Annotated in this window: 27 protein-coding genes, 1 pseudogene and 1 riboswitch; of the genes and pseudogenes, 5 read left to right on the plus strand and 23 right to left on the minus strand. The window is 45.2% G+C overall.

From position 1 onward, the window contains the following. Positions 1-61 precede the first annotated feature (61 nt). The 6 genes from ACFVS2_RS04925 to ACFVS2_RS04950 all read right to left on the minus strand — a co-directional run bounded on the left by ACFVS2_RS04925 (position 62) and on the right by ACFVS2_RS04950 (position 3,716). The gene (locus ACFVS2_RS04925; RefSeq protein WP_390231659.1) at positions 62-823 is read right to left on the minus strand and encodes a CsxC family protein; all 762 of its coding nucleotides are present in this window, start codon (positions 821-823) and stop codon (positions 62-64) included. Positions 824-922: 99 nt separating this feature from the next. Then, a complete protein-coding gene (locus ACFVS2_RS04930) occupies positions 923-1,798 on the minus strand; it encodes a hypothetical protein (protein WP_390231662.1) in 876 nt (291 codons plus the stop codon). A gap of 136 nt (positions 1,799-1,934) precedes the next feature. Then, complete coding sequence (locus ACFVS2_RS04935; RefSeq protein ID WP_390231665.1) at positions 1,935-2,099, minus strand: Ger(x)C family spore germination C-terminal domain-containing protein; 165 nt, start codon at positions 2,097-2,099, stop codon at positions 1,935-1,937. 35 nt (positions 2,100-2,134) lie between these two features. Continuing rightward, the gene (locus ACFVS2_RS04940) at positions 2,135-2,428 is read right to left on the minus strand and encodes a GerAB/ArcD/ProY family transporter (RefSeq protein WP_390231669.1); all 294 of its coding nucleotides are present in this window, start codon (positions 2,426-2,428) and stop codon (positions 2,135-2,137) included. 9 nt (positions 2,429-2,437) lie between these two features. After that, entirely contained in the window at positions 2,438-3,088 is a 651-nt protein-coding gene (locus ACFVS2_RS04945) for a helix-turn-helix transcriptional regulator (protein WP_390231672.1), read from the minus strand. 13 nt (positions 3,089-3,101) lie between these two features. Beyond that, positions 3,102-3,716, minus strand: a complete 615-nt coding sequence (locus ACFVS2_RS04950; RefSeq protein WP_390231675.1) for a superoxide dismutase — start codon at positions 3,714-3,716, stop codon at positions 3,102-3,104. Between the two features lie 224 nt (positions 3,717-3,940). Here ACFVS2_RS04950 and ACFVS2_RS04955 point away from each other — a divergent pair, with 224 nt between their 5' ends. Beyond that, positions 3,941-4,663: an EAL domain-containing protein gene (locus tag ACFVS2_RS04955; protein WP_390231678.1), complete on the plus strand. Its 723-nt coding sequence runs from the start codon at positions 3,941-3,943 to the stop codon at positions 4,661-4,663. Between the two features lie 28 nt (positions 4,664-4,691). Here ACFVS2_RS04955 and ACFVS2_RS04960 read toward each other — a convergent pair whose 3' ends face one another. The 5 genes from ACFVS2_RS04960 to ACFVS2_RS04980 form a co-directional block, all read right to left on the minus strand. After that, positions 4,692-5,234 (minus strand): NAD(P)H-dependent oxidoreductase, encoded by a 543-nt coding sequence (locus tag ACFVS2_RS04960; protein ID WP_390231681.1) that lies wholly within the window; start codon positions 5,232-5,234, stop codon positions 4,692-4,694. 90 nt (positions 5,235-5,324) lie between these two features. After that, on the minus strand, positions 5,325-5,762 hold the full coding sequence (locus ACFVS2_RS04965; RefSeq protein ID WP_390231684.1) for a MarR family winged helix-turn-helix transcriptional regulator: 438 nt from the start codon (positions 5,760-5,762) through the stop codon (positions 5,325-5,327). Between the two features lie 118 nt (positions 5,763-5,880). Next, complete coding sequence (locus tag ACFVS2_RS04970) at positions 5,881-6,069, minus strand: alpha/beta-type small acid-soluble spore protein (RefSeq protein WP_007729278.1); 189 nt, start codon at positions 6,067-6,069, stop codon at positions 5,881-5,883. 64 nt (positions 6,070-6,133) lie between these two features. Continuing rightward, positions 6,134-7,441, minus strand: a complete 1,308-nt coding sequence (locus tag ACFVS2_RS04975) for a DNA primase (RefSeq protein ID WP_390231688.1) — start codon at positions 7,439-7,441, stop codon at positions 6,134-6,136. Positions 7,442-7,448: 7 nt separating this feature from the next. Further along, the gene (locus ACFVS2_RS04980) at positions 7,449-7,919 is read right to left on the minus strand and encodes a MarR family transcriptional regulator (RefSeq protein ID WP_390231691.1); all 471 of its coding nucleotides are present in this window, start codon (positions 7,917-7,919) and stop codon (positions 7,449-7,451) included. A 170-nt stretch (positions 7,920-8,089) separates the two neighbouring features. On the opposite strand from ACFVS2_RS04980, the pseudogene ACFVS2_RS04985 reads away from it, so the two are divergent. Further along, a pseudogene (locus ACFVS2_RS04985) lies at positions 8,090-8,203 on the plus strand (VOC family protein); the annotation flags it as partial. Here the strand turns inward: ACFVS2_RS04985 and ACFVS2_RS04990 are convergent. The 8 genes from ACFVS2_RS04990 to ACFVS2_RS05025 form a co-directional block, all read right to left on the minus strand. Beyond that, the gene (locus ACFVS2_RS04990) at positions 8,187-8,411 is read right to left on the minus strand and encodes a hypothetical protein (protein WP_390231693.1); all 225 of its coding nucleotides are present in this window, start codon (positions 8,409-8,411) and stop codon (positions 8,187-8,189) included. The pseudogene ACFVS2_RS04985 and the gene ACFVS2_RS04990 overlap by 17 nt on opposite strands. Before the next feature lie 116 nt (positions 8,412-8,527). After that, positions 8,528-8,986, minus strand: coding sequence for a GreA/GreB family elongation factor (locus tag ACFVS2_RS04995; protein ID WP_228088533.1), 459 nt, complete (start codon positions 8,984-8,986; stop codon positions 8,528-8,530). A gap of 330 nt (positions 8,987-9,316) precedes the next feature. Next, positions 9,317-10,435, minus strand: a complete 1,119-nt coding sequence (locus tag ACFVS2_RS05000; RefSeq protein WP_390231696.1) for a diguanylate cyclase domain-containing protein — start codon at positions 10,433-10,435, stop codon at positions 9,317-9,319. A gap of 269 nt (positions 10,436-10,704) precedes the next feature. Continuing rightward, positions 10,705-10,908 (minus strand): hypothetical protein, encoded by a 204-nt coding sequence (locus ACFVS2_RS05005; RefSeq protein ID WP_390231699.1) that lies wholly within the window; start codon positions 10,906-10,908, stop codon positions 10,705-10,707. 21 nt (positions 10,909-10,929) lie between these two features. Continuing rightward, positions 10,930-13,044 (minus strand): RCC1 domain-containing protein, encoded by a 2,115-nt coding sequence (locus ACFVS2_RS05010; RefSeq protein WP_390231702.1) that lies wholly within the window; start codon positions 13,042-13,044, stop codon positions 10,930-10,932. 77 nt (positions 13,045-13,121) lie between these two features. Then, positions 13,122-13,505 (minus strand): hypothetical protein, encoded by a 384-nt coding sequence (locus ACFVS2_RS05015; protein WP_390231705.1) that lies wholly within the window; start codon positions 13,503-13,505, stop codon positions 13,122-13,124. After that, positions 13,505-15,094, minus strand: coding sequence for a catalase (locus tag ACFVS2_RS05020; RefSeq protein ID WP_390231708.1), 1,590 nt, complete (start codon positions 15,092-15,094; stop codon positions 13,505-13,507). The genes ACFVS2_RS05015 and ACFVS2_RS05020 overlap by 1 nt, the downstream gene beginning before the upstream one ends. A gap of 80 nt (positions 15,095-15,174) precedes the next feature. Next, a complete protein-coding gene (locus ACFVS2_RS05025) occupies positions 15,175-15,915 on the minus strand; it encodes a 2-phosphosulfolactate phosphatase (RefSeq protein WP_390231711.1) in 741 nt (246 codons plus the stop codon). A gap of 114 nt (positions 15,916-16,029) precedes the next feature. Here ACFVS2_RS05025 and ACFVS2_RS05030 point away from each other — a divergent pair, with 114 nt between their 5' ends. Then, positions 16,030-16,476: a hypothetical protein gene (locus ACFVS2_RS05030; RefSeq protein WP_390231713.1), complete on the plus strand. Its 447-nt coding sequence runs from the start codon at positions 16,030-16,032 to the stop codon at positions 16,474-16,476. A 166-nt stretch (positions 16,477-16,642) separates the two neighbouring features. On the opposite strand, the gene ACFVS2_RS05035 is transcribed toward ACFVS2_RS05030, so the two are convergent. Then, entirely contained in the window at positions 16,643-16,846 is a 204-nt protein-coding gene (locus tag ACFVS2_RS05035) for a cold-shock protein (protein WP_007729289.1), read from the minus strand. Between the two features lie 430 nt (positions 16,847-17,276). Here ACFVS2_RS05035 and ACFVS2_RS05040 point away from each other — a divergent pair, with 430 nt between their 5' ends. Together ACFVS2_RS05040 and ACFVS2_RS05045 are read left to right on the plus strand one after the other, a co-directional pair. Continuing rightward, complete coding sequence (locus ACFVS2_RS05040) at positions 17,277-17,621, plus strand: rhodanese-like domain-containing protein (protein ID WP_390231716.1); 345 nt, start codon at positions 17,277-17,279, stop codon at positions 17,619-17,621. 84 nt (positions 17,622-17,705) lie between these two features. Continuing rightward, positions 17,706-17,862, plus strand: a riboswitch (cyclic di-AMP (ydaO/yuaA leader). Between the two features lie 7 nt (positions 17,863-17,869). After that, positions 17,870-18,601, plus strand: a complete 732-nt coding sequence (locus ACFVS2_RS05045; RefSeq protein WP_390231719.1) for a CAP domain-containing protein — start codon at positions 17,870-17,872, stop codon at positions 18,599-18,601. A gap of 64 nt (positions 18,602-18,665) precedes the next feature. Here the strand turns inward: ACFVS2_RS05045 and ACFVS2_RS05050 are convergent, their stop codons facing one another. From ACFVS2_RS05050 to def, 3 genes are all read right to left on the minus strand, one after another. Next, the gene (locus ACFVS2_RS05050) at positions 18,666-18,821 is read right to left on the minus strand and encodes a hypothetical protein (RefSeq protein WP_390231722.1); all 156 of its coding nucleotides are present in this window, start codon (positions 18,819-18,821) and stop codon (positions 18,666-18,668) included. A gap of 101 nt (positions 18,822-18,922) precedes the next feature. Further along, entirely contained in the window at positions 18,923-19,933 is a 1,011-nt protein-coding gene (locus ACFVS2_RS05055; RefSeq protein ID WP_390231725.1) for a homoserine dehydrogenase, read from the minus strand. Between the two features lie 30 nt (positions 19,934-19,963). Continuing rightward, positions 19,964-20,491 carry a peptide deformylase gene (def, locus tag ACFVS2_RS05060; RefSeq protein WP_390231728.1) on the minus strand — a complete coding sequence of 176 codons (528 nt, stop codon included), beginning with the start codon at positions 20,489-20,491 and terminating at the stop codon, positions 19,964-19,966. Between the last annotated feature and the right edge of the window lie 28 nt (positions 20,492-20,519).

Below are 20,519 nucleotides of genomic sequence, written 5' to 3' on the forward strand. Positions count from 1 at the left end.
AAGAGACAATCCAGTGCAGTTTCGCTTCTGGACAGTCTCATAGATTTTGTGTTGTTGTGTACTACCATTTTTTCTTAGGAGGACAAGGTGGCGGAAATGTCGGTTTTGGTGGTGGTGTTGTTGGAATCGGAACTTGTTGATCTTGCAAAACCTTCAGACCAATGCGCAGGACGATTTTTTCACGGACGGTCGAGAATGTTTTGGTTGTGTCTTTGCACCGCTTATTTTCCAAACCGATGTCTAATTCGGTGAATTCCGCGAATAACAGCTCACAAAACGGTCTCTCGTTGTAAACTTTTCGGTTGCCGAACAAACCTACGTTAATCTTTGCCGCATGACCTGATTTATTCAAGTATTCTCCGTGTGACTCGAAATCTGGTGCCAGTTGCAAAGTCGGTCCTGTAGCCGGAAAGGTCAGATCCGTACAGAAATCGAATGGTATCAGCGCTGTTGTATGTCGTACATCACCGCATACAGCAGTTCCCGTTACTTGATCGACTGTGGTGTACTCGATATGTTTGCGAATAAAACCACTGACAAACAACTTTGCAGACAACGGGCTGAATGTGGGAACCAGCTCACATTGCTCCAGAATGACACTCTTTAATACCCGAACGATCTCAAGTGCAGGCCTCTCCAAATGGACATTAGCCTCCACACATACGACAGCAGCCGTTTCTGCCAACGTTACAGGTACTTTAATCGTTTTAGGAAAAGTGGTTTCGGTTGAAGCCATTCCGAACATACGTGCGTTTTCTACCGTGCAGCTATTTTTCGTAACTTGAGTTTGGCCACATTTACAGCCATCGCCATGTATACCCATTTTTACTCTCTCCTTTATCAGCCACCTAACTCTCTTTACATTATATGGACTAGATTCAATAACGACTTGGCTGATGCCAAGCGTTATCTGCCCTTTTTTCTAGAAAAGATTGTTTACCTTTTTCGTTATGTATGGAGGCGGAACGGGAACCAGCTGCTTCCGATACCACCATACACGACCGCTAATGGTTGCTAAGCCGCTGAACTCCTTCCATCCTGATTGCGAATGAGTAAGCGGATCTGCCGTGATGTTGATTTGCCAGTCCCCCGTCTCTACCCATCTATTCATCGGACAAGCTGGTGCTGTGAGGAGAATTGCATTTGTTCCTACATTTGCTATCGGTAAGGATGGTCGTAATACTGTCGAGTTAAATGGAATACGAATCGTTTCATGCTCTAATTTTTCCGAATGGACAATGACTCCCAAACCCATGATTTCCAACTCACCTGACAGCCAAACAATTTTTTTGCTATCATCGTGGCGAACGTGCTGAACATCGATCTTACTTTGGTATTCCACCTCTTTCCAATCAAGCTTCCAAGGCACACGTAAGGAATGGACCCACTCTACTTCCCAAATTTCTTCTAGGAAAGCAACTTGCATGAACGATTGACCCGTACGTTCCACGTAGACTACTTTTGCTTGAATCAGTTCTTCTTGAGCACTGTTGTTTTCTTGCGTAAGATCCTTGGCATCCATGGAGGTGGGAGTAACGGACTGCGGAGAGAGTTGTTCGGTAGCTGTCTGATTCACCGGAGCCTGAGGTGCCTGGTTTCGTTTCCGCTTTGGTTTCTTGGAGCGATACACTTTCTGCTTATCCACGGCAGCTTCCTGAAGCTGCTTCTGTTCCTTCGGTGCGACAAAGAGGAGCGGAAGTGATGCTCTCGACTTTTGCAAAGCGCCGCGCTGGTTAAGAATTGGTCTTCTATTCTTAGGATTTTTTTTGTCGTTCGGCATGTCCTCACTCCATTCCATTTAAATATTCCTCCCTTTATCCATACGTGATCGCCCGTCTGGTTGTATAGACACTTGCCCTTTCGCTTAACAATTCGTCTTCCCATGACAAAAAAGAACAACCCTCTCCCGAAAAAACCGCGAAAGCCGTTGTCCTTTACTTTTTTAACACTCCAACACTTATAATCTTGACCTCAGGATGAATCGTTACCTTTGCTTTGGAAAATACCCTGCCCCAGTCATCCTCCACTTTCTTCCATTCGTCATAGGCATAGGCATAGGCACGAGCATATTTGCCCAACCCAATCGGAGTTACCAGCATGATCGAGAGAAGAATCGAAACAACCTTTTATCAGGTTAATAGCCTGCAAAAGTGGGGAGGACAGATGGGTTTGGTGGCTGCTTATCTTTTTCCGGTCTGTTTCTGGCTTTATGCAATGACGATCGGAAGGCTTCAAATGAGGATGGACCGATGAAGAGAAGGTAAAACAAGTAAAAGGCGGCAAATACGACCTCAATCCTCTCCACAAATGGGAATTCAATCGTTTCAAACAAGTCAAGTGTTGGCCAAATATACGTACTCACCTGATACGGGTTAAATTCAACAAACAACAAAAAGACATCCGCCTTTGTAACGGATGTCTTGCTCACTACGATTCTTCATGGCTGAGCCTTTTCTTTTATCAGGTAACAGCATTTCACTTGTCCTTCCGTCATACACGACGTACGCTCTACATGCGCGTCTACTAGCGACTCAAACAAGGAAAGCTCGCATTGACATGCTTGGCGATAGCGAATGGCTACTTGTAGGAGAGGACAATTTGCTTCTTCAAGCGTATACAAACCATCTCTGATTTTTTCCAAGTGAGGCATGTATCCTTCTTCATTTTGTATGCTCGCCAACGTTTTCACTCGCTGGTCAAAACCTTGTCCTCTCATTACCTCCCGATAGTTTTGTAACATCCGTACCATCCGCTTCTCAAATAATTGATCAACGAAAGCTTCGCCGTATAAATCCTGAATGCCCGCCACCAGCTCTGTAGCCAAATCGCTGTAGTGACGCGGAAATAACTGTTCAGCAGTAATCGTTAGATGATATGCATAGGCTGGTCTGCCTGTTCGTTGACGAACGATTCGAGATTCGATATACCGTTCCCTATGCAAAACATCTAAATGCTTACGCACCGCGACTTTGGTTATGCCGAGATGCTTTGACAGTTCCTGGACATCGACCGAACGGCGCTTCTTAAGCAACACCAAAATTTCCCGACGTTTTTCCTGTTCTTGAAAATAGACCGCGTGTCTGTTCATTGATGGACCTGCCTTAGCGGATTGCTTCGTTATACAAACGATTGACTTCCTCCCAGTTGACCACATTCCACCACGACGAGACAAAATCAGGGCGTTTATTTTGGTACTGCAAGTAATACGCATGCTCCCACACATCTACGACCAATATGGGCGTTTTCTTCTCCATAAAAGGAGTATCCTGATTGGACGTGCTCGTCACTTCCAACTTGTCTCCATTGACGACGAGCCATCCCCATCCTGATCCGAAACGACTGACAGCTGCTTTTGTCAATTCATCCTTCATTTCCTCAAAACTTCCGAAATACTTATCGATTCCTTTCGCAATATCCCCTGTTGGTTTCCCGCCGCCAGTCGGACTCATGATCGACCAATACAAGCTGTGTCCATAATGCCCGCCCCCATGATTTCGAACTGCCATGCGAATGTCTTCCGGGATATCCTCTAAGTTACTGATTAGTTCTTCGACCGAAGCATTCCTGAACTGCGAGTCGTTTTCTAGGGCCTTGTTTAAGTTGGCCACATAGGTTGCATGATGCTTTCCGTGATGAATTTCCATCGTTCTCGCATCCAGGTAAGGTTCCAGCTCATCATAGTGATATGGCAGTTCCGGTAACGTAAAGGCTTCCATTTCCTATCTCCTCCAATCTTGATTGACGGTTACAAGCCTAGTTTACAAGATGAAAAATATTTTGTACATATCCAATTTTGTTTCCCTAATGCAAGATTTAATTACGTATGAAGCTTGCATTGCAAACAACACCGCTATGTTGTAAAATATCCACAACTTATTTTTCCCAAAGGAAACAATTTTGCTTCAAGTCAAATCTTTGGTGCAGGAAGGAATATGATTCCATGAACGTCGCATTGGCAAAGGAACCGCCATATCCTGTTTTTCAGCCCCTGGTGCATTTGACTACAGGACAATTTTTCGGGTACGAAGCACTTCTTCGCTCCTCTACACATTACTCACCAGAATTTCTTTTTCGAAAGGCTCGTGCAGAAGGACACTTGTATGAATTGGATACGTTGTCGATGAAAAAAGCTATTGAATCATACTTTACAAGTGTGCCTTTTCACGACCATGTCCCGCTCTTGTTCATCAATGTGTTTCCTTCTACGTTGTTGAACCCTGCTTTCCTATCGTTTATTACCGAGGGCTTGTTTGGATCGTGGAACAGTCAAATTGTCTTGGAAATCAACGAGGCCAATGAAGAAGACAAGATGTGGGAGATAAGATTGTTGGGGCAAAAAATACGTGAGTTGCGTCAGCATGGATTCCTGATCGCATTAGATGATGTCGGCTCGGGCGCCGCGTCATTAAAAAAGATCGTGGAGTATGAACCAGATATCGTTAAGCTCGACAGGTACTTCGGTAAGCAATTGTCCTCCCTGCCGAATAAGCAAAAGCTCGTCTCACTTTTCGTCCAATACTGCCAGGATCAAACGCAGCTTGTACTGGAAGGAATCGAGGAGCCGGAGGACTTATCTGTCGCTTTGGCACTTGGGGTACCTGTTGGTCAAGGATTTTTGCTGGGGCACCCAGAACCACTTCAAGCAATACAAAAAAGACGATGAAAACTTTCTCATCGTCTCTCGTGTCTGACTATTTTCCTACCGGCTCCATGGAAGCGTTCAGTGCATGAGCCACATATTCTTCTGCACTCTGCTGAATTTGCTCATCTGAAACTCCCAATACCCCTTGGAACAAGAATGGTTTCAAGAATTTCAATCCCGTTAAATTCGCCATCGCATGCAGCGGTTTGATCAGTTCGCTGATGGAATAGTAGTTGTATCCTTCACGCTGATAAGCTTCCTCAGGTCCGCCCGTAGAAATCGCGAGGAGAAGCTCTTTTCCATGCAGCTTGTTTCCTCCAGATCCGTAAGCCCAACCATACGTCAACACAGCATCCTGCCACTGTTTCAAAAGGGCTGGTGTGCTGTACCAGTAAAGCGGAAATTGAAAGACGATACGATCGTGCTCTTGCATCAGCTTTTGCTCTTGTTCAACATCTATCTGGAAATCGGGATAGGCAGCGTATAAATCGTGAACCGTAACGCTTTCTTCTTTTTGCATCCTTTCCTTCCATGCTTTATTGATACGAGATTGAGACATAGTAGGGTGTACTGCGATGACGAGAGTTTTCATGAAATTCCTCCAAATGTTATTTGTTTGTACATACAAATTAACAGAAGGACAGAGCACTGTCAACTATCCCGCTCCTTACAAATGCTGGAATTAAGACTCCGACTCGTTCTTTTCCAGCATTTCGACTGTCTCGTGAATCATCTGTGTGACTGATTTTGCCTGAGCTTCTCCAAGCAATGCCACATAGTTTTTGTACATATCTGTAATGGCTTCTTCTATGTTCGCCTGAGCTTCTCGCCCTTTTTTCGTAGGTAAAACGAAGATGTTTTTCCCCTCTACTTCTCGCTCCAGAAATCCTTTTCCAACCAGCTTATCGACAAAACGCGTAATCGTTGATGGTGTCATATGAAGAATTTGCGCTAATTGGGTCGGGGTCACCTTCTCCTTTTCGTTTACAGCCAACATGAGATACGCATGAGTAGGAGAAAATCCATAACGCTGGAAGGATTCTTCCGCCATTTTCGTAATCACACGGGATAATCGATTGGAAGTGAAAAACAAACAGTTGTGCAAATTGTCGCTATTCAAGCCAAGAATCCCCCTATTGCTGTTCTTCGTTCCTTGCGACTGTCTCGTCGCTCTCCCCTAACTATACGCCATATCTCGGTCAAATGTAAGCGAAAGAAAAATCCCTCACAAGGAGGGATTACAGGCGAAACATTTGCTGTTCCGCGTATTGTACCAAACGCTTCGTCATCTCTCCACCAACTGAGCCATTTTGGCGTGCCGACGTATCTGCACCCAACTCGACTCCAAATTCAGCAGCGATCTCGTATTTTAATTGGTCAAGTGCTGCACGAGCTTGTCCATACACCAAGGAATTCGAACGTGCCATTGCTATTCACCTCTGGTTGTGATCGATTCAGTGTTGGTAGTATGTGCAGATTATGGGAGTGTATTCAAACATGCTCCGACCGTAGTCTTTGTTCTTTAGAAACCAGGCCACTCACCATGTAAACTGGCGCGCCTTCCTCCGAGTACACTTTTCTCGCAATGTTCGTTTGCTCCCATTTTTCTAATAACGCTGCTGCTTCATCCATGGTGATCCTGGCATTGTAAGCCAGCTCGTAAACTGCTAAAGCACCGCCCTTCTTCGTCGCTACTTGCAGTGCGATTCGCTCCATTCTCTCTAGCTCCGGTTTTTGTGAGAGGGCAAAATGACCGTAGATCCCACCTATGATGGTACAAGCGAGAATGAAGATAAGGCTGTTCCAATGTACTAGGGCATATCCGCCTACATAGCTGAAGACAAATGCTAAACAGCAAAACAGCAGAAATCTCGACCTTTTATCGATCCATGCAGGGATCGAATCATAATCATCGTCGTATTCGTACACTTCCGACTCATCCGTATAATTCGGAAAGAGATAGATGATTCCACCATCTTCTTGATACGTAATCGAGCAGTAGTTGCTTTTGTGCCATTTATCGATCGTGGGCTCCATCGATTGATAGCTTTCATCCGTATAATAAGGAATCTCTTTCGGATTGAGTTCCCCTTCATTATCCATGACATACGTCAGAACATCGTGTTCCGAATGCCGTTGATCCTCTTTTCGATGGGAGGACAATAGGTAACGTCCGATCAAAACGAGAAAGATAAGTGCAGCCATTGCAGCAGAGAGATACTCTCTCATGTTTACTACGATCTGTTCTTCGGAGATCACAACCAATGTGCCGATGACTGTAATGAATACAGCACGAACGATTCTTTTTTTGCGTATGCGCTGCGTTCGTTCCATCTGTTGTGTTTCCTCATCATCAGCCTCCTCGTTGTCTCCACTTTCATAAGGCATATGTCCGTATACGTGATCATCCAACTGATACACGGTCATCTTGCCAGGCATGGAGGACGTGCTCAGAACCTTTCGTTGTTCCATTTCTCTCAGAATTTGTTCACACCGCGATAGCGGTAACTGCGATTCCAGAGCAAATGATGCAGCAGAGACGACTCCATGATTACGATTGGCGACAGTCATTGCAAGTGCTTGCTGTGTTCGTTGCATTTGCTTTTTGGCCAGCCTCTTGCCTTCCAAGTAGAAGACCGCGTAACCAATAGAAATGAGACTCATGAAGATTGCTAAAAAGATTGTGTTGTCTAAGATTTGATAGATGCCATCAATGACAAAATAACCAGTAAGCAAAGCAAGTATGAGAAAAACGCCAATAACAAAAAGAATCACCAAGCTACCTAAAAATTTATTCATTCGTCGCTCATTCCTCACCTTCAGTAAAGCCCGCGAAATAATAGAGAATGTCACCCTTCTCGGTTACACTTAGGTCAGCGAAACCATCTTTTTGAAGCTTATTTAAAATATCTTGCGCTCTTTGTATGGTAAGAGCAGATTGGGACGCGATATCCGCTGCCGTCACATAACCCTGCTGATCACGCGCAAGGGAAAGAATAAACAGGATATTCTCGGACTCGAGGCTTTCAAGAAACTTGAGCTTCTTGAGCGCTTTTGATTTTGCCCTTTTGTATTTGATTTCAAGTGGCAGGCCAAGGATGAAACCAAGTGTCATGGCATTCACCACATAATGTAAGGCTGTCATTTCATAAGGAATGTACGCTTCATATCTGTCCCCATAAAAAAAGAGCAGAAAAGCCTCCACATAAGGTTGTAGGATCGGCTGCAACCAAAGTGATAACAACCAAATGCAAATCATCATCCCAAAAACAATCATGAAATCCCTTCTTCTCACTCTATTTTTCAGAAATATCGTTCGACTAAATTTTACCTGAATAAATAGAAAAAGACACCAATAAATCGCTAGCGTCTTTGGACTCATTTTTCCGTGACTCTTGAATTATTTTTGCTCATCTATTTTCGTGTTGAGGACATTCGCTCGCTCTATTAAAAGAGGGCGGGACGGTCAGAATGGAACTGCAAGAGGCGTTATGGAGCAAATGCTATGGAAGTGTCGTCGATCGATTTGGTATCGAATGGCAGTTTAATTACGAGGAATAGCAATCGGATAAGCATTGATGATATCTGGTACATACGCTTCCGTCAATCGCATGCCTTCAAGAATCATTTCCTTTTCTTCCTCTGACACGTTGAACAACTGGTCGCCGCATTTTTCGCAAGCTATCACCCACCGCTCCTCCAGCTTCTGCAGGCGATTCATATCCCATTGCACGTCTTGCTCACACGTTGGGCAGGCAATTATTTTCATCGTCTTTCCTCCTGTACGCACGGCTTACTTTTCTTGCAATTTACTAGAATGGACAAAAAAAAGACACTAACATCATGTTAGTGTCTTCTCATATGATCGATGCGATGGGTAGATTTCTAAGGTGACGAGAATCCCCCCATATATGTAAAGCTTATCTCCCGAACCTGCACCTGTTGCCTGCCAACCGGACTTTCCAGCACAACAGAATCGTCTGGAGACGCTAGCAGCAGTTGCCTGCCTATGGGCGATAAGAATGAAATTCTGTTGTTATCCGGGTCAATGTCTGTGGGATAAACTACAGTAAATGACTCCTCAAATTGATCTTCTTCAAATAGCACTTTTACACTGCTACCTAATAAACTAATTGCTTTAAGCGATTGAAAGAGTGCAGTATCTTCTTTTGCCAAAAGGCTTTCTAGTGTTTGCTTGTAACGCTCGACAATCTCATCGATGGCTTGCTTTTCTTTTCCGTAGTTCCGTACATATTGATCGTAAAAGAGTGAATACTGCTCGTCAAAAAAGACAAGCTGGTTGATCAGATGATTTCTGGTGCCATTCAAAATACTAGGGTTCATAGTAGATTTCACCCCCCAGTTGCTTTTCATAGACATGTTTGATGAACGTAATGTTCTTCATCGGAAAAACCCTCCTTAAAAAAATAGCCCCCGAAGGGACTCTCATCATTGTATCAATAATTTCAAAATGATTCCATCGACTGTTTAGAAATGCTTTACAGAGGATGATCAAAACGTTCACGCACCGGCATGAAGATTGCTTCCTTCAATGTCCACGTGCCAATCTCAAAGATCAAGCCCGTTTCCTCCGCGATGGGGATGAACACACCTGGTGACAGGATTCCTTTTATCGGGTCGCTTTTCTCAAATCCCTCTCCAGTTCCATTCGCATCAACACTTGGTCATCGAGCTCATTGGTAAAAAACGAAATCCGTTTTTCCCGTTTTTCTTCACTTCGTACATGGCAGCATCAGCATTTTTGAGCAAGTGCTCCTCACAGCATCCGTGATCGGGATACACGGCTACACCAATACTCGCCGAGACGTAATAATCTTTTCCTTGCACGAAATAGGGGATCTCCATTTCCTTAACCACCCGATCAGCCAATGTCGAAAACTCATGAACACTTTCAACATTTTGGCAGATCATTGTGAACTCATCACCACCCATACGGGCAATCGTGACATCGAATCCTTCCGCGCTTTTTTTGATCCGATCACCCACTTCTTGCAAAAAACGATCCCCGTACGTATGGCCCAGAGAGTCATTGATCATTTTAAAACAATCGATGTCCAGTACAAGCACCGCAAATCGCGTACCCCGTTCGCTATTGCTAACAATTGCCTCTTGCAAGGCTTGATGAAGCTTCCTTCTGTTCGGCAAGCCGGTTAAATCATCGTGAAACGCCTGGTATTCAATCATTGACTTGGTGCGCTGCTCCAACATACGTGTCTGGTCTTCATATGCCTCCAGGACCAATTGCTGCTCAAAGCTGAGCAGCTTTGTAATGGCTTGTGCCAGTTTTTTTGAGTCAGGATAAACTTCTTTCCGATCATCGATAATTCGCATAAGTGTGCCTAACAGGTTTTGAAAAGAACCTATGTACCACTTGGGAGGAAGCCCGATTTTTTGATGAACCATCGCAATCCTCATGCGTTTTTCAATGAAGGCAGGATCGATCCGTCCGTCAAACAATTCGATTAAATGATTCTGTATGATTTGACGTAAACGTTCCACGGTTGTATGCTCCATCACAATTTGTTTCAAAGAGTCCACATGGAGAATCGAATCATAAAAAGAAGAAGTAATCTGCTCAATTTCAGTCTCAATGACAGGGCGAAACGCTGCGATTAGCTGCAAATCCTCTTCCGTCAAGTTAATCATGTTCATTTGTGCGATAACTTCGGTGTTTCCTTCTATTAAAATCCGTGCAGAATCGTCTGCCGGCGAAATCGACGGTTGGCGGCATGTAACGCTGTTTTCCTTGGACGGATTTGATGACTTCTGCATTTACATAGATTCTCCCTTTCCATAGAACCAACGTACGTATAGGCTCAAGCTTATTCATAAATATTCATTCGACATAATTCTACATTGTCCTCCATGTTTATCCATGACAATGATGAATACTGCCCCCTCAGGTAAAAGGAAAGAGTCTGCACGATTTATGTGCAGACTCTAAATGTTCCCGCTATTTTTTCAGATCAATCGCCTTTTCCTTTACCAGAGCAGCTACCAATTGCTGTTGCACCTCCGTTTTTCATTCTTTAAACGTCACTTTATGTCACTTCTGGCTCGATAGAGGAAGAGAGCGGCGGGGTGACCGATATCCCGTTACTTGCCAAGGAAATCCAGGTAAAGAGGCTAAATGAACTCTCCGGTAGCACAGGAATCATGAGACGTGCTAAAACGATGAACCATAACAAATGATGCATGCGCAAAAAACGGCAAAAAAGAAGCACAGTGGAAATGAATGCTCCCACTGTGCCGTTTCTTCCAGTCTTTTATTGTCTCACCATATCTGGTTGTCGCTCACCTTTTCCGTATGGATTATCCCCAATCAATACGATCTTATCATTTTCGGTGACCAGCACATGGTAGTGCGAGCCTGGTCCTTCGATCGCATAGTCGTACGAAGAAGAAATTAGTTTAACAGGTGCAGCCACTTTTTGCTTTTTAAGCGTTTCCCATTCATGTTCGAAGATTTGCCCATCCTTGGTAATCCGCAAACGTCCGCTCATCATGGCAATGCCTTCTTCCGTTTTGGATTCCAGCTTCACTTTGATAGCTCCTGCGTCATTTCCTTCGCTCTCAGGGTAAGCCTGAATTTCCTGAACCTTGCCTGCTCCGTTGATCGCCCAAACTGGTGCGATATCCTTTGTATAACGGACAAAATACTCAGGTGCAAGCTCCCGAATTCCTTCCAAACCAGCTATTGGTGCAAATGAAGTGAACGGCTCATCATTCTTCCGTTCTGCGTACAATACCTGACCATTTTTCGTCACAGCAAAAAACGTATAAAGATTGGCATAAAGCTTGGTCACATCCGCTGCCAATTTTGAATCTATCTTAAGAGTTTCCACTTTTTGTGGGCGCAAGTTCGTGATGACATAGACCCCTCCGCGTTCGGCGGAATCATAGCTGAATTCTACAGTCAGGAATTTGTCATCTTCCGTACGCAACAAGAGATGCTCCTCCCCACCAACGAAATCCTTGATCCGAGAAGGCAACGCCAATGTTTCGCAGCTGCTAAATCCACTGCTCCACAACTGGATTTGTCCGTTCTCATTCAAGGTAACCGGAGAATCCAGGATGCTATCCAATGTTTTTACTTTCGTAGGTCCTTTCACTTCATATGGCATTCGATCCGCGCCAAAACTCCATACAGAACCATCCTTACGAACGAAGTACGGTCGATCCAGCTCAGTTACTACCTGTTTTACATCACGTAATTCGCCCAATTCTGTCCATTTGTCAAACGTAACAGGGATTCGTCCCAGCTGTCCTGTCATATTGCTGCCAAATGAATAGACGTTTCCTTTTTTATCGAGAGCAATCACATGGTCGGTGCCCGCTTGTACGTCTGTAATATCGGCAAGACCTGCTATTTTGACAGGCTCCTCTAGCTCATTTTCCAGATTCACTCCGAGCATTCCATGTGTATTATGTCCCCAGCCCCAAACAGTTCCGTCCGCTTTTACGACCAAGTACAATCCTTCTCCGCCAACTGCCATCCGCGTGGCACCATCTGCATGAGCGGCACGTACTACTTTTTCGTTTTCTTTTGTATTGTAGCTATACACTTCGCCCTTTTCTGTTTGGATCAAGGCGCGATCCGTGTAATCGACGGCTACCTGTTTTACTTTCCCTGGGATATCCATTACCTGCAGATTTTCTGTGTTCAGCTCTCCGGTTTTGCCATCGAGATAAAGAAGCTTCCCTTGGTCATCTACTAGAAATAAGGAAAAGGCTGAGCTATACATGTCACGGATATGCGATAGCTTCGTCACCTTCTCTGCTGCTTTCGCTCCTTCTTCCCATTTCAGTACCGTACCATCTTCTTTTAGTAAAAAGAGTACACCTTCATGAAGGTCGAGCTGCTGAATGTTCTTGATTTTATCCAGACCGGCCAGTTTTTCTGGTGCTTTCTTCTCATCGATCTGCCAGACTTCACCGGTGCCCGTGAGGACATAATCCGTCATGACTTGTTTGGCATCTTTGATCCCTGCTAGCTTGTGCGGTTCATACTTTTTGTCTGATTGATAGCCCCATTTCCACACTTGCCCATCCCCTGTAAAGGCATACGAAATGCCTGGCCTCCACCCATAGCCTGCTTCATCAAAAATTACGCCTGTTGCAATGGCAGTAATCCCTTCCAGTACCGGCCTATTCTCCAATGGTTTCCAGGACTTCATCGTTGTGTCCGAAACATCCGCTTTCGCATCATCTTGACTGCAAGCCTGTAGCTTCACCTCGGTATTGCCCGTCGTACCAGTCGATACTTCTACTTTTTGGGAAACTGCCTTCGCGGGGGATGCAGCAACGATCCCACTTGTCGTCAATAGGGAGAGTACCGCGGTATAGCTCAATAATGCTACCCATTTCTCTCTTCGTACCATCATGAATCTCCTCGCCATCGTCTAATGTAACCAATTGTAAGACGCTGGAAAATCGAATTGCGTCACTGTTTTTTCGATTACTTTAGTACGCTTCTCACTGTTTCAGTCCAGATATCCCTCTGGTCTAGCTCATTCCCTCGCTCCAATAAGGAGGTAAAGCCCTGCAAAAAATCCTCTTGCATCAGCCGCAGCTTGTCACGGTACTTCTCTTTTTGACTGACAGATAGCAGAAATTGATTGAAGACACGTAAAAAGGCATAATCCTCTTCCTCGCTCGGCAATAGCTTCAACCCAGTTTCGATAAGGAGTTCCGCGAAATTGTCAGCTGTAAAATCCGTAACGGTGAAAAAATGGGAGAATGTGATTGTTAAGTCAAATGGCAACCGGATACAAAAAAGAGCTTTACCATGAATTCGGCAAAGCTCGTCTGTGCTTTCAGTCTTGTTGTTGACTCGGGTCATCAGTAAGGCTTAGACGGACGGGACTTCTGTTCGGCTTCCTTGACTGCCGCTCCGGGATTCGTTGCGCCCATCGGCCCGCCCATCTCTTTGCTGTTTCCGCCATTGCCTTGAGCGATTCCAGCTTTCAAACGCTGGCCGTACTCTTCGTCACATTGCGAGAAGTAGCCAAGCATTTTCTCTTGAATGCGACGATCACAGGAGAGGAGTGCATCCGTCAGATTGACTATGAGGTCTTCTCTTTCCCAGTCTTCCAAGAGGCGATAACGTTCTCCCGCCTGTTTGAAATCGTTGGTGCGATCAATCTTTTGACGTACGACCTTCCCTACCACTTCTGGCTGATGATCAGGAGCTGCTTGCTTGGCTTCCTGCAATCCGCCAATCGTCGATGGCTCATAGTTAATATGCCTCTGCGTCCGATCTACACGGTACAGCATTTGACCGCCTTCCTGGTTGGTAGCGACATGGTTTTTGGGAGCGTTGACCGGAAGCTGCAAATAGTTGGAGCCAACCCGATAACGTTGCGTGTCAGAGTAGGAGAAGGTCCTTCCTTGCAGTAGCTTGTCATCAGAAAAATCAAGTCCATCCACTAAAACACCTGTCCCAAAAGCTGCTTGCTCGACCTCTGCAAAATAGTTATCCGGGTTTTTATTCAATACCATTTTACCTACAGGAAGAAACGGGAATTGATCTTCGGGCCATATTTTCGTTGGATCAAGCGGATCAAAATCGAGCTCTGGGTGATCGTCATCACTCATGATCTGGACGCACATTTCCCACTCCGGATATTCTCCTCGCTCAATCGCTTCATACAAGTCTTGTGTGGCATGATTAAAGTTTTTCCCTTGGATCTCTTCCGCCTGTTTTTGTGTCAAATTTTTAATCCCTTGCGTTAATGGCTGCCAATGGTATTTGACCAGGACCGCTTTTCCTTCGTGGTTTACCCACTTGTACGTGTTTACGCCAGAGCCTTGCATTTGCCGATAGTTCGCTGGTATTCCCCACGGGGAGAACAAAAACGTGATCATATGCATGGCCTCAGGCGTGTTCGAGATAAAGTCAAAGATCCGTTCCACGTCTTGAATGTTTGTGACAGGATCAGGCTTGAACGCATGTACAAGATCAGGAAACTTCATGGCATCCCGAATAAAAAAAACTTTGAGGTTATTACCAACCAGATCCCAGTTCCCGTCCTCTGTATAAAACTTCACCGCAAACCCACGGGGATCGCGCAATGTCTCGGGTGAATGTGTGCCATGAATAACCGTAGAAAACCGTACAAACACAGGCGTTTTTTGCCCCCGCTCCGAAAACAGCTTCGCCCTCGTATACGTAGAAATCGGCTCATCTCCTACGGTTCCATACGCTTCAAAATAGCCATGTGCTCCTGCACCTCGGCTATGCACGACACGCTCAGGTGTTTTCTCCCGATCAAAATGTGTGATTTTTTCCAGAAAGTCGTAATTCTCCAGAACGGTTGGCCCGCGATTTCCAACGGTCCGCAGGTTCTGGTTGTCTGTAATCGGATGGCCTTGGCGATTCGTCAGGATATTTTCTTCTGACTGGTTAATGGACTTGCTGTTGTCATCCATATGAATCCTCCCTGTCCAGTTTTTCTCATGTGTGGTTCATAACCATGGTTACCGAATGAGGGATTCTTTATGCGAATAGACTAAATAGCTTCGTAAGCAAAATCATCGTTAAGCACGGGAACCGTGCAGCTCTGATTCCATTCCGCTGCAAGTGCGACATCTTCCGGGTACCCCATGCTGATCAGTTCTTGGCCGGAAGCACATTTCTGCAAGTAAGCGGGAAGATGATCTTTGGCCGATCGGAAGGCTGCCACCGCCATTTCGGCCTCTGGTGACAATCGATATCCCTCCAATCCGTAAAGCAGCGCACCTGCCGCAATCATATCCTCAATAGCCGGCCGCAATGCTCCATTTCCCCACCGTTCTCCGCAAGCAATGACCGTTACGGTTCCTTTCTGCTGCTGTATGTATCTGGCGACGGATGGTGCATTTCGCAAGCACGCAGCGATTACCTTCGCACCAGTTTTCTTTGCCAACACGGTACAGGTCGATCCGTTTGGCGAGGGTAACACCATTCTACTTCCCATCGGAACCGTTTTCAGACAGACGGGTGAAAGTGAGATTGGTTCTCCGCGTTTTCCAGCGAGCAGCGCTGTTTTTTGTTTAGCGAATGCTACGGCTGACTCATCCTTTACCTGATAAGGATAGACGATGCCTCCACGTCCCGTTACGATATCGACACACGTGCTGAAGGAGAGCACATCGATAATGACGATTATATCCGATGCTGCACCGACCTGTTCCACTCCTTCGTATCCCCAATCAAATCGTGCCGTATAGTCTAGTTGTTTGCATACAGGCGTTTCTCCCAAATCCTCCACCATCCTCTATCAAAAATAGTTACTCGTCCCCTTACGTTCGCCGTTACAAATCAAGGCAAGAAACAATATCGTATTATTGTCCCACTAGTTTACACAAGAATGGAGTGAACATGGATGTCTGAAATCGAATACGACGACGATCAAGGTGTTACGGAAAAAAGAAGTCACAGACGCCCAAAAAGAAATACTGTGAGAACGACTGGTATTTTGCAAAACAACCTCGCTGTTGCTCTCACTGCTCACCTCGACCTGGTAAATCTGAACACAGAAGAAGTTGAAGTACGTGTGCAAGTATTGAACTGGGGTAACGCAGTTACGCAAACGAATCCAGTTAGCACCTTGCTTGACATCACGCAATTTATCCCTGCGAATACTCGCACTGCTTTCAATGCGCTGGTCCCCGCTTCTTTCCACTATGAAGTTCGCCTTACCGTAGCAGAAAACAACGGAAATGTCCTTCTCACCACTTATGGCCGTACTTCCATCGGCGGCGGTCAAGTGGTCGGTCTTTCAGTTCTTGACAGTCAATTCCAAACTGTCGAAATCGAAACTTGTATTTAACTATTTTGTAGGAAGAAAATGAGGAATTATGGTGGGACGCCATAGTTCCTTTTTTAAACCATTCGCATGCAGGAAAAGGCGCTGGGGACTATCCCAACGCCTTTTTACTTTTATGACCACGACAAAAAAACTGCCCTCGAAAGGACAGTTTCTTTTAAAAGGAGACTTACAGTTTTACTACGTTCTCAGCTTGTGGGCCACGGTTGCCTTGAACGATGTTGAACTGAACTTTTTGACCTTCGTCCAAAGTTTTGAAACCGTCACCTTGGATTGCGCTGAAGTGTACGAATACATCGTCTCCGCCTTCTACTTGAATGAAACCGAAACCTTTTTCTGCGTTAAACCATTTTACTGTTCCGTTCGTTTGCATTTAAAAAAACCTCCAAAAATTCAATTTGAATATGCTAGTCATATTTACCGAAGCAAATAAAGCTCACATATCATGAAGAAATACCAGATCATGTGCTATGATACGCCTTCATGATATGTGAATTTTACCTACTCAGCAAATATACAAATGTCAGGGGACGGAACTGCAAAATTAAAAACTAAACCTTTTGAAAACCTAAAACAATGAAAGCCCTTCCTCTCTTCCATCCTTGCGGCTCCGATGACCGCGCCAGTGTGAATCGGGGATTCAAAAATGTTATCCATCAGCATACAAACACCTCGATGAATGATTAGGTATCAATTTTTCAAGTAGCAACCTCATTCTACCATGGTTGTCCAATAAAAGCAACCGTTCACCCTTATACTGGAGATGGCGGTACTCTGTTACAATAGCATTGGGAGGGATTTCATTGCAAAATCATACTTTGACAACCATTAAATTATCCGAATTGCTTCAAAAGAAAGTGCCCGTACTTTTATTGGACGTACGCGACGCCGAAAAATTTATTTCTGGCAGCCTCGTTCATGAAAACGCATCGACACGTAACGCCCCCTATCTTCTAATGAAGGAACAGGACAAGCCATTCGATGAAGAAACCGAGAAACTTGCGCAAAATGTGCAAATTGTTACTGTATGTACAACAGGTAACAAAGCGCAAAAAGCTGCCGCTCTTCTTCGTGAGCATGGTTTTCAAGCAAATGCATTGGAAGGCGGTATAACCGCATGGAAGGAACAATCAAACGAATCGAAATGAGCCTTATTTAACAACGCTTTCAGCTATTTGCCATATATTACTCCTTTATTTCGATTGGGATTGTCTGATATCGTTGTTCATGCCAAACGAAATAAGCCGAGACTTCCTCTTGAAAAGGAAGTGCGGGGGACTTTTTTGTGGATGAGATATGCCACATTGGGGTGAATCGCCGAACTGGCGTAGGGTTGTTTCCTCAATCCGAATCCGACAACTAACCTCGTAGGCAAAAAAAAGGAGAGATTTGTTTAATGAAACGTTTTGGTTCTGTTACAATCGCGATGACTCTTGGTCTGGGCTTGGCTTTGACAGGGTTTGCTACTTCTGCTTCGGCTGCTTCTAATTGCCCTGTTCCTGGCGGACAATTCCAATATTATATGCCACAATTCCAAAAAGCTCCAAATTCCCAGCAATTTTGGAACTTCTTTCAACAAAAACAAGGCTTTGCCCCTGGACAACAAATGCCAGTACAACAGCCAATGACACCGATGCAACCTGCAAAGCCGGTGCAACAAACACCGGTCCAACCAGCACCAGTTCAAGCTGCACCAGCGCAACCTAGCAAAAACGTCGCTCAGCCTGCCGCTCCAGCAACTCAAGTGGAACAAGGAAAAACGGGTGATTTTGAAAGACAAGTCGCGGATTTGGTGAACCAAGAACGTGCAAAAGCAGGTCTCAAGCCTGTTCAAATGGATGCAGCACTGTCCAAAGTAGCGTTGGCAAAAGCACAAGATATGTCTGCTAACAACTATTTTGACCACAACAGTCCAACGTACGGTTCCCCATTTGACATGATGAAACAGTATGGCATTCAGTACTCGACTGCAGGTGAGAATATCGCCATGGGTCAACAAAGTCCACAAGAAGTTATGCAACAATGGATGAACAGTGAAGGCCACCGCCAAAACATTATGAACCCTGCGTTCACAAAAATTGGTGTAGGCTTCACAAATGGCTACTGGGTACAAGAATTTATCGGATAGAACGCATAGCATGAAACGAAAAGCCGGTGTCTCTTAATCGAGACCCGGCTTTTTCGTGTAGGCATTATTCCTGCTGTGCTTCGGATGCCTGCTTTTTAGGGGTACAACAGCAGCTCTCCTGCTCATTTACCAAAGCGACGTCCTTTTGATTCATTTTTTGCTTGGTTGGGTAAGCAGATACTTGCTGCAGCTCGGCATTGACATCAGACGATTGGTTCATCCGTATGGCCCCCTTGCCGTTTTTTTGTGGTGCACCCCTAGTATGCTCGCGGTTGTAAACGACTCATTCCTAAGGAACACTGGAAGCACATGCAAATGAGCCTATCTGCTAATGATATGTTCAAGGTCTTTTAAGGCAGCCGCTGCTGCTGCGACAGGATCTGATTTTCCTCCAACGACCAATAAATCCCCCATGACATCTGTTTCTACCCGTATGGCTTTTGTCGTACCTGATACAGATGCAAATGGATGGGTAAGGTCTACTGCACACAGCTCCACTGCTACAGAAACCGTGCCATTCACTTCCTTTTGGATGCTTCCGATCAGCTTGGGAATCTTCGTCTGCTTTTTCCACGTCTCGATTTGTAACGAGGTTATTTCGCGAATACTTGCGCGTGTGACATCGGTCAGATTTACTTGCGCGCCAAAAGCGGCGTTTGCCAAGATCGTGAGCTTCGAAGCTGTATCCCAACCATCGATATCGTAAGAAGGGTCCGGTTCGGCAATCCCCATTTTCTGCGCGAGCTCGACTGTTTCACCACAGGTGAGCCCCTCTTCCATCATTTTTGTGAGCACGAAGTTAGTCGTTCCCGTAAAAATGCCTTCGACTCGCTTCACTTCACAGCCTGCCAAGTTATATTGCAATAGATCGATCGTCGGTAGAGCAGCTGCTGTTGCCCCACTCACTTTCAACGCGACGCCATGTTTTTTGGCTAGAGCGGCTAAGCCAGCATAATCGACAACAAGCGCGCCTTTTGAAATCGCGATTGCATGGATAGCATTTTCCAATGCATATCGAATAAAAATAAGTCCTGGCCCTCCCTCTTTTTCAGATGGACCAGCCTCGATGAGCACATCCGCTTGAACCGACTTGATAAATTCCAGCGCATTCCATGATGGATTCCTTGCTTGTTTTGTATGAGCATAGTCTTCCCATCTTCCTGAATCAATACCGTTCTCATCGTAGAGACCGGAAGTAGAACGAACGACTCCGACTAGTCTGACATCCGCTTGATAAAGCTCGCGGTACCGCTCCCGTCGCTGCTCCAGCAGTCTGGCTACCTGCTGTCCTACTGTTCCAAAGCCTGTCAACATAATATTCCAACGCTTCATGAGTTAATCTCCTTGCTGTTTATGCTCTGTTTATTTCCCACGCTTTTTTCTACGTTTAGCATGTATCCGGTGTAAATCCTCGTAATTCAATTTCTTTCCCGTTTTTGCCGAATAAATCTCTTCCGTATGATCAATAAACAAAATTCCTTCCAAATGGTCCATCTCGTGCTGAATACACCGAGCAAGGAAATCTTCCGCTTCGATTGTCTTTGTTTCTCCTTGCCGGTTCAACGTCTGAACTTTGACATAATTCGCCCGACGAACGATTCCAAAAACACCCGGTATCGAAAGACAAGCTTCTTGCCCTACCTGCTCACCTGATTTTTCCATCAACACCGGATTGATCAGTTCAATCAAGCCGCTGCCGCAATCCATCACAACTAAACGCTTCGGGATGCCAATCTGGATCGCAGACAAGCCTGCTCGACCTTTCGCAGCGTAAATCGTTTGGGCCATATCATCCAAAATCTTTTCAACCTGTGGAGTAATGGATGGTACTCTTTTTGAAGTTTCACGCAAGATAGGGTCTCCCAGGCGAACGATCGTGCGTTCAGCCATTTCCTTCTCCCTCCCGCATTACTCAGTT

Origin of the sequence: Brevibacillus sp. NPDC058079, from assembly GCF_042885155.1 — a bacterium.
Classification (GTDB): Bacteria; Bacillota; Bacilli; order Brevibacillales; family Brevibacillaceae; genus Brevibacillus.

Coding starts and splice junctions, on each gene's coding strand:
- ACFVS2_RS04955 (WP_390231678.1), top strand. CDS start 3,941: ATGAACGTCGCATTGGCAAAGGAACCGCCATATCCTGTTTTTCAGCCC.
- ACFVS2_RS04950 (WP_390231675.1), bottom strand. CDS start 3,716: ATGGAAGCCTTTACGTTACCGGAACTGCCATATCACTATGATGAGCTG.
- ACFVS2_RS04960 (WP_390231681.1), bottom strand. CDS start 5,234: ATGAAAACTCTCGTCATCGCAGTACACCCTACTATGTCTCAATCTCGT.
- ACFVS2_RS04975 (WP_390231688.1), bottom strand. CDS start 7,441: ATGAATAAATTTTTAGGTAGCTTGGTGATTCTTTTTGTTATTGGCGTT.
- def (WP_390231728.1), bottom strand. CDS start 20,491: ATGGCTGAACGCACGATCGTTCGCCTGGGAGACCCTATCTTGCGTGAA.
- ACFVS2_RS05000 (WP_390231696.1), bottom strand. CDS start 10,435: ATGCAGAAGTCATCAAATCCGTCCAAGGAAAACAGCGTTACATGCCGC.
- ACFVS2_RS05010 (WP_390231702.1), bottom strand. CDS start 13,044: ATGGTACGAAGAGAGAAATGGGTAGCATTATTGAGCTATACCGCGGTA.
- ACFVS2_RS04995 (WP_228088533.1), bottom strand. CDS start 8,986: ATGAACCCTAGTATTTTGAATGGCACCAGAAATCATCTGATCAACCAG.
- ACFVS2_RS05020 (WP_390231708.1), bottom strand. CDS start 15,094: ATGGATGACAACAGCAAGTCCATTAACCAGTCAGAAGAAAATATCCTG.
- ACFVS2_RS05015 (WP_390231705.1), bottom strand. CDS start 13,505: ATGACCCGAGTCAACAACAAGACTGAAAGCACAGACGAGCTTTGCCGA.
- ACFVS2_RS05035 (WP_007729289.1), bottom strand. CDS start 16,846: ATGCAAACGAACGGAACAGTAAAATGGTTTAACGCAGAAAAAGGTTTC.
- ACFVS2_RS04930 (WP_390231662.1), bottom strand. CDS start 1,798: ATGGAATGGAGTGAGGACATGCCGAACGACAAAAAAAATCCTAAGAAT.
- ACFVS2_RS04925 (WP_390231659.1), bottom strand. CDS start 823: ATGGGTATACATGGCGATGGCTGTAAATGTGGCCAAACTCAAGTTACG.
- ACFVS2_RS04945 (WP_390231672.1), bottom strand. CDS start 3,088: ATGAACAGACACGCGGTCTATTTTCAAGAACAGGAAAAACGTCGGGAA.
- ACFVS2_RS05045 (WP_390231719.1), top strand. CDS start 17,870: ATGAAACGTTTTGGTTCTGTTACAATCGCGATGACTCTTGGTCTGGGC.
- ACFVS2_RS04980 (WP_390231691.1), bottom strand. CDS start 7,919: ATGATTGTTTTTGGGATGATGATTTGCATTTGGTTGTTATCACTTTGG.
- ACFVS2_RS04990 (WP_390231693.1), bottom strand. CDS start 8,411: ATGAAAATAATTGCCTGCCCAACGTGTGAGCAAGACGTGCAATGGGAT.
- ACFVS2_RS05050 (WP_390231722.1), bottom strand. CDS start 18,821: ATGAACCAATCGTCTGATGTCAATGCCGAGCTGCAGCAAGTATCTGCT.
- ACFVS2_RS05055 (WP_390231725.1), bottom strand. CDS start 19,933: ATGAAGCGTTGGAATATTATGTTGACAGGCTTTGGAACAGTAGGACAG.
- ACFVS2_RS04970 (WP_007729278.1), bottom strand. CDS start 6,069: ATGGCACGTTCGAATTCCTTGGTGTATGGACAAGCTCGTGCAGCACTT.
- ACFVS2_RS05030 (WP_390231713.1), top strand. CDS start 16,030: ATGTCTGAAATCGAATACGACGACGATCAAGGTGTTACGGAAAAAAGA.
- ACFVS2_RS04935 (WP_390231665.1), bottom strand. CDS start 2,099: ATGCTGGTAACTCCGATTGGGTTGGGCAAATATGCTCGTGCCTATGCC.